Genomic DNA, 6,058 nt, shown 5'->3' on the forward strand with positions numbered 1-6,058 from the left:
CGGCAATGCCGTTTCTTCGGAGGGGCTACGAATCGGAACCCGCCGTCCCTGCACTCACGCAAGGCGGGCGGCCCAACGGATGCATCCCAGCAGGTGCTCCAGATACCAGGGCTCCTCCCACAGGTCTTCGAAATGCCCGAACCCGGAGTAGATGACCCGGCCACGGCCCCAGGTGTGGCACCACCCGAGCGCGTAGTCGCCATCCTCCCGCGGACCCCTGGACATATCCACCGACTCGTTCTGCAGCGACAACAGCACGTGCGTCCTGCTGCGGTCCCAGTCGTCGTGGACGTAGATCTCGTCCCGGACCCGAAAGCACTCGCCGAGCATGGCGACCGCCGGATGGGCGGTGTCCTCCACGCGCACAGTGAACTCCTGGCACCAGGGATGGCCGATGAACCGGCCCCCGATCATCTCGACGAACTCCGGCCAGTCCCCGTAGGTCGTGGTCGCGTTGTGGATGCCGACGACGCCCATTCCGCCGCGCACCGCCTCCATGAACGCCGACTTCTGCTCGTCGCTCCAGCCCGGATCGCCGGACGTCGCCAGAACGACCACGTCGACGTCGGCGAGGCGTTCCGCCGTGATCAGGGCGCTGCGTGCGGTCGTCACCGCCTCGAACACGCCCGACCGGCGCCCCAGGCGCTTCAGCGCGACCTCGGCGTGCGGCAGGTAGGCGTGCTCGTATCCCCCGGAGTGCCGGGTCATCAGGACTCTCATGGCCGGCCTCTCAGTCCCTCCGCTCAGAGCCCCAGGTCCTCCGCGATCTCCTGCATCGCCTCCAGGACGATCCCGATGTGCTCCTCGAGCGACACGCCCATCTCGCGGGCGCCCGTCTCCACCAGCGACCGGTCCACACCCGCCGCGAAGCGCTTCTCCGGCCACTTCTTCATCACGGCGTCCACCGTCACGTCCGACAGCTTCCTGGACGGCCGAACCAGTGCGACCGCCACGATCAGCCCCGTCAGCTCATCCACGGCGAAGACGGCCCGCTTCATGGCCGTGTCCCGCGACGTCCCGGTGTGCTCGGCGTGGGCCATGACGCCCTCGGCGAGTTCCTCCGAGTACCCCTGCGCACGCAAATACTCGGCCCCGCGGGCCGGGTGATCCGCCGCATCCGGGTACCGTTCGTAGTCGAAATCGTGCAGAAGCCCCAGCACGCCCCACCTGTCCTCGTCCTCTCCCAGGCGGCGTGCATATGCCCGCATCGCGGCCTCCACCGCGTAGGCGTGCTTCCGCAGGTTCTTGTTCTCCGTCCACTCATGCAGGACGCTCAGTGCTTCATCGCGGGCCGGCCAATCAGCCATCGGAACGCTCTCCCTTGGTCTCGGTGCCCATCCGACCCATTGTAAGGGCGCCGCCGCGCTCGTGCCAAGGTCGCCGGCCGATCAGGCACTTGAAGGCCGACAAGGGATTGCCAACGGTCCCCGCGTGCGTTAACATAGAAGAGAGAAGGTCCATGCCGTCTGTCCTTGGCATTGCCCCGACGAAGCGGTCGAAGACGCATATGCTGGAAATCCAGGTCGACTGCCAGACGCCGGATTCTCTCTCGGCCGGTCTCTGCGCCCTGCTCTCCCGCTGGGGCGAGCACGTCCCCTACGAGTGCATCGCGGGCCTGTCGGGGGCTTCGTTCTCCCCGGCCCTCCGCCGCCAGGAGACCTGCGCCTCCTGCTGGATGGACGTGGGGAGCGATGCCCGCCTGGAGTTCCTGGGCAATGCGCTGGGCTTCTCCGTTGAGGCCCTCCCCCAGCCTCTGACGCCCGAACAGGCCCGTCGCGTCGCGTGCCAGGCCCTCAAGGCCGGCGACGGCGTGCTCGTTGCGTCGCAGCACGGCTGGACGCTCCTCCCCGAGTGGCCCGTCCGCCTCGACCCGCAACCGCCCGACGCCATGCGGCTCTACATCCTCCGGCCGGCGACCCGCTACCTCTCACGATGCGAGGCGCTCCGGGACGCCCTCCGCCATGCCTCCCAGGTGGCCAACGGGTACTGCGCCGAGGACGGCGTTGCATACGGCGGCGAGCTGTACGCCGCCTGGCAGGAGCGCCTGGGATGGGACGCGTTCTGTCCCGAATGCGGAAACCATGACTGGCTGTGCGCGGAGCGGACGGCCCGCCGCGCACAGCACGGCCAGCGCGCGGCCGCCCGGTTCCTGAACCGTGCGGCCGCCCTTCTGCCCCGTTGGAGCGAGGACGCTGCCCTGCTGATGGCCGAGAACGCCTACAACGCCATGGCGCGCAAACTCACGCCCTATACGGCGCCCGGAGCCATCGCCGGGTGGTGGCACGATCGCGCGGCCCGGGCCCGCTTCGAGGCAGACGTGGCCGAGGTCGCCGACCTGCACGTCCATGCCGCCCTCAGCCTGGCCTGCCTGGCGTGTCGCCTGTGAACCTCAGAGCACCTCGGGCATGGGCTGCACGCCGGTGAGCGGCTGGCCGTCCCGGAGAATCTCCACGCTCCGGATCGTCACGGGCTTGAGCGGCCGATCCCGCCCGTCGGTCTTGACCGAGCCGATCTTCCTCAGAACGTCCAGACCTTCGCGCACACGCCCGAACACGGCGTGCTTGCCGTCCAGCCACGGCGTGGCCGCCAGTGTGATGAAAAACTGCGACCCGTTGGTGTTCGGCCCCGCGTTGGCCATCGACAGCACGCCCGTGCCGTCATGCCGGAGGTCCGGCACGAACTCGTCCGCGAAGTTCCACCCCGGCCCGCCGCGGCCGTCACCCGAGGGGCATCCGCCCTGGACCATGAAGCCCGCAATGACGCGGTGAAAGCTCAGCTCGTCGTAGAATCCCTTCGAGGCGAGATGCACGAAGTTCGCGACGGTGTTGGGCGCCTTCACGTCGTGCAACTCGAGGGTCATTGTCCCCATCGACGTGTTGATTCGTGCTGACGTTGGCATGGAACGGACCCCGGCAGAAGGAACGGCCGATCGGGTCGGACCGCGCCCGACCCCGAAAGGAATCTACGGGAAATCGCCCGATTCTGCAAGGAGGGCGCGCCCCTTCCTTGCGTCCGGACGCACGGTGTGCTCTACTGGCCTGTTCAGCAGGCGGCATCCGCACCGCCGCAGACGCCACACGAAGGGAAGGCCCGCATGATCTACCGCAAGGACGAGTTTGTGCAGCAGGATCAGGACGATAAGGAATTCCCCATCAAGCAGGTCGATCGGCTCGAGCCGGTCCCCGAAGGTCCGCCGCGCTTCATCGGGCGCGCCGCGCTGAACATGAACACCCCGATGGGGATTCAGCAGATACCGGTCTCATTCGAAATCGAGGCGGAGACGATCCAGGACGCCTTCGCACGCTACACCGAACTCGCCCGCCCCAAGCTGGAGGAAGTGAAGCAGCACGTCCAGCAGCGGCTGCGGCAACTGCACGCCGCCGAGCAGGACCAGATCGTCCGACCGGGCGGCTCCGACGGCGACCGCATCATCCGGCTCGATGACCTGAAGGGCCGGCGCTGAACGACCCGGGCAGACGCCGCCCGCCGCCGTCCCGAAGCCATCCGGGCACACGCCGTCACCGCGACCGTCGCTCAAGCTGGCGGTCGCGGCGAGCGCGGCCGCGCGCCTGATGCGTCCCCAGCACCAGGCGTTTCATCAGCGAGTGCACAACGTCCGCTGCATTTCCCGTCCGGCGACAATGGGAATCCCCGTTCCGGCCCGGTGAACTCGCCGCGCACTGAAGCCATGTGCACCTGCCGGACGGCATCCGAAGTCCACAGGAAGAAGGGCAGCTTGATCTGTTCGGGATAGCGGTCCCGGATCCTGTTGCACACGGCGGCGGCCTGCCAGCCCATGAGTTTTCGGCGCGGGCGCTTGGGACCCCGCTTGTGGGCGGCCAGGGCAGCGTGGCCGCCCCGGCGATAGGCATTCATCCAGTTGCCGACGGCCTGGCGGGTGACGCCGAACGCCACGGCGGCGGCCGTCTGCCTCATGCCGGCCAGGACGGCGTCGACGGCGCGGCGGCGTTGTTCAGCGCGACGAACGCATCCACGGTCTCCTCCTCGCCCACGCCGGCTGTCTTCTTCGCTGCCCTCGCCGCTCGCGCCTTTGTGTTCCGCACCGACTCTGCGGCCTGTGCGTCCTATTGAGTGTGGAACAGCCGCCCGCCCGCCGGGGTGGGCGGGGCGCTTGTGCCACACAAAAGGACTTGTTCAACAGGCTGCTAGGAAGCGTAAGGCGTGCACCTGCGCCTTCAGGCTTCCGCCGTGGACTGGCCGCTGATCCTCGGTCAGTGGGCCGTTCTCTTCGAGACGCCTCTTCCTGTGCAAGGTAGAGGAAGGGCCTGGCAAAACCAGGCCCTTCGTGAGGACATAGAAACCGCAGCCAAGTTCAGGATCGACGGGTGCGATCTGGAGCGTCTTCTCCTCCAGCGCCGTCGGCTTCATCTCCAGCAGTGCGTTCACCTGCTCCCAGAGCCCCTTGATCTGGCTGCACGACGTCGCAACTGCTGTCGCCCCGTTCGGCGATCAGGTGGAACATGCCGGGCGTCTCTTTGAGGGCCTGGATGAGGAAGCCGGCCTCGGCGAAGGTGGTGACAATCTCGCCCAGCGTCCAGTGACGGCACCGGACCGAGGGGAGTTCGGCGCGGACGTCGTCGGACAGAAGGTGAGCGAGGGGGAGTTCGCATTCATGGATGGTGCCGTCGAAGTAGTCCTCTGACAGGACAGCCCTGCCGTACTCGGTCGGGGTACACTTGCGCATGGGGTGGTGCTCGCCGAGGATCAGGTGGCCGCCGGGGCGCAGCAGGTTGTGGCACAGATCGGCGAACGGGCGGAGGTCGAGGAAGTAGTGTAGGACGCCGCCTTCCGTGAGGAGGATGTCGAACGGCTCGCCCAGGTCGCGTGGCTCCACCTGCAAGACGTCGGAGACGACGTACGTGATGGTCACGCCCGCCGCATCCGCGAGTTCCTCGGCGTAGCGCGCGTTGACTGGCGAGGCGTCCACGACGGTCACGTCAGCGCCAAGCATCGCAAGAGGCACAGCTTTGCGGCCAATGGACCCCAGCAGGTTGACGACGCGCTTCCCGTCGACCTGGCCAAGGTGGGGCTGGTAGCGCCTCAACTGTCCCCAGGGATCCCGCGCGATCTCCGCGGCGACGCCTCTGGGCGCACCATAGTGCTTGCACCACGCATCGTAGTACGCCGGATGCGACCACGCCGCCCGGTTCACCTCACTGTGACTCTTCTGGTCCATTCACATACCTCCCGTCGTGTCAGACCCTGCCATGCCGCAGACCTCACCGCGGATCTCCCATTTGTCGTCGCGAAGCCCGGGCTTCGCGTCCTTCCGGCCATTACACATCTCCAGGAGGCGCCTGTCAAGCCTTTGGAGGAGACCCTCTCCGCATGAGAGCGGGGGGTGCGCACCCTCACTGTGGGCGCCGCCTTGGCTTTCACCGGCCCTCTCCGAAGCAGCCTCCCCGTCGGCGAACGCATAGCACCCCGTTTCTCTGCGGCATTCGCGAGTCCACGTCAGGGCGGCGCAGGCGAAGGCCGCCGGATACGACCCCTTACCGCGGCAAACAGCTCCCGCGGGACGGCCACCTCGGCCACCTCGAAGACGACGTAACGGGCATGCCTGACCACCTTCGCCCCGATCTTCACCAAGTTCTCCCGCAGCACCGTCAGCGACCAGTGTTCCACGGGTTCCGGGAGCGCTATGCGTCGCATGGAGTTGGCCAGGTTGTAGGCCAGGGCCAGAAGCTGACGCCACGCCGCTTTGTCCATGAACCGGTGGCAGGACAGGCGCGTCCACTTCAGCGCGTTCTTGCCTTCCTTGATCCATTGCTCGCCGGTCCCGCGCCGGTTGCAGAAGTCGACCACATTCCTCGACCACCACCTCAGGTTGGTCACGATGAGGCCCACGCGAGGGAACAGCTCTCCCAGGTGCGACTCGACCTTGGCCACCACCCGCCGTGCCTTCTGCCAGGGGAATGCCCCCCGAAAACTGGACCACTTGAGATGTTAGGATGGCCGGCGCAACTGACGGCTCAAGGAGGTCCGAAGTGAAGAAGAAGCGGTTGTCGGAGGAGCAGATCGTCGGCATCCTGCAGGA

7 protein-coding genes and 1 pseudogene are annotated in these 6,058 nt (G+C 67.3%); 2 read left to right on the forward strand and 6 right to left on the reverse strand.

Annotation, left to right across the window (positions count from 1 at the left end; genetic code table 11):
- Positions 1–54: 54 nt before the first annotated feature.
- Positions 55–720 carry a ThuA domain-containing protein gene (locus tag GXY85_10160; protein ID NLW51187.1) on the reverse strand — a complete coding sequence of 222 codons (666 nt, stop codon included), beginning with the start codon at positions 718–720 and terminating at the stop codon, positions 55–57.
- A 23-nt stretch (positions 721–743) separates the two neighbouring features.
- Positions 744–1,307: an HDIG domain-containing protein gene (locus GXY85_10165; GenBank protein NLW51188.1), complete on the reverse strand. Its 564-nt coding sequence runs from the start codon at positions 1,305–1,307 to the stop codon at positions 744–746.
- Positions 1,308–1,507: 200 nt separating this feature from the next.
- Here GXY85_10165 and GXY85_10170 point away from each other — a divergent pair, with 200 nt between their 5' ends.
- The gene (locus GXY85_10170) at positions 1,508–2,386 is read left to right on the forward strand and encodes a hypothetical protein (protein NLW51189.1); all 879 of its coding nucleotides are present in this window, start codon (positions 1,508–1,510) and stop codon (positions 2,384–2,386) included.
- A 3-nt stretch (positions 2,387–2,389) separates the two neighbouring features.
- Here GXY85_10170 and GXY85_10175 read toward each other — a convergent pair whose 3' ends face one another.
- Entirely contained in the window at positions 2,390–2,899 is a 510-nt protein-coding gene (locus GXY85_10175) for a peptidylprolyl isomerase (protein ID NLW51190.1), read from the reverse strand.
- Between the two features lie 195 nt (positions 2,900–3,094).
- Between GXY85_10175 and GXY85_10180 the strand changes: the two genes are divergently transcribed.
- Positions 3,095–3,463, forward strand: a complete 369-nt coding sequence (locus GXY85_10180) for a hypothetical protein (GenBank protein ID NLW51191.1) — start codon at positions 3,095–3,097, stop codon at positions 3,461–3,463.
- 71 nt (positions 3,464–3,534) lie between these two features.
- On the opposite strand, the gene GXY85_10185 is transcribed toward GXY85_10180, so the two are convergent.
- The 3 genes and pseudogenes from GXY85_10185 to GXY85_10195 form a co-directional block, all read right to left on the reverse strand.
- Positions 3,535–3,936, reverse strand: a complete 402-nt coding sequence (locus GXY85_10185; GenBank protein ID NLW51192.1) for a helix-turn-helix domain-containing protein — start codon at positions 3,934–3,936, stop codon at positions 3,535–3,537.
- Positions 3,937–4,333: 397 nt separating this feature from the next.
- Positions 4,334–5,197: a methyltransferase domain-containing protein gene (locus GXY85_10190; protein NLW51193.1), complete on the reverse strand. Its 864-nt coding sequence runs from the start codon at positions 5,195–5,197 to the stop codon at positions 4,334–4,336.
- 278 nt (positions 5,198–5,475) lie between these two features.
- A pseudogene (locus GXY85_10195) lies at positions 5,476–5,940 on the reverse strand (IS1380 family transposase).
- Positions 5,941–6,058: the final 118 nt, after the last annotated feature.

The organism is Candidatus Brocadiaceae bacterium, from assembly GCA_012728835.1.
Lineage (GTDB): Bacteria > Planctomycetota > Brocadiia > SM23-32 > SM23-32 > JAAYEJ01.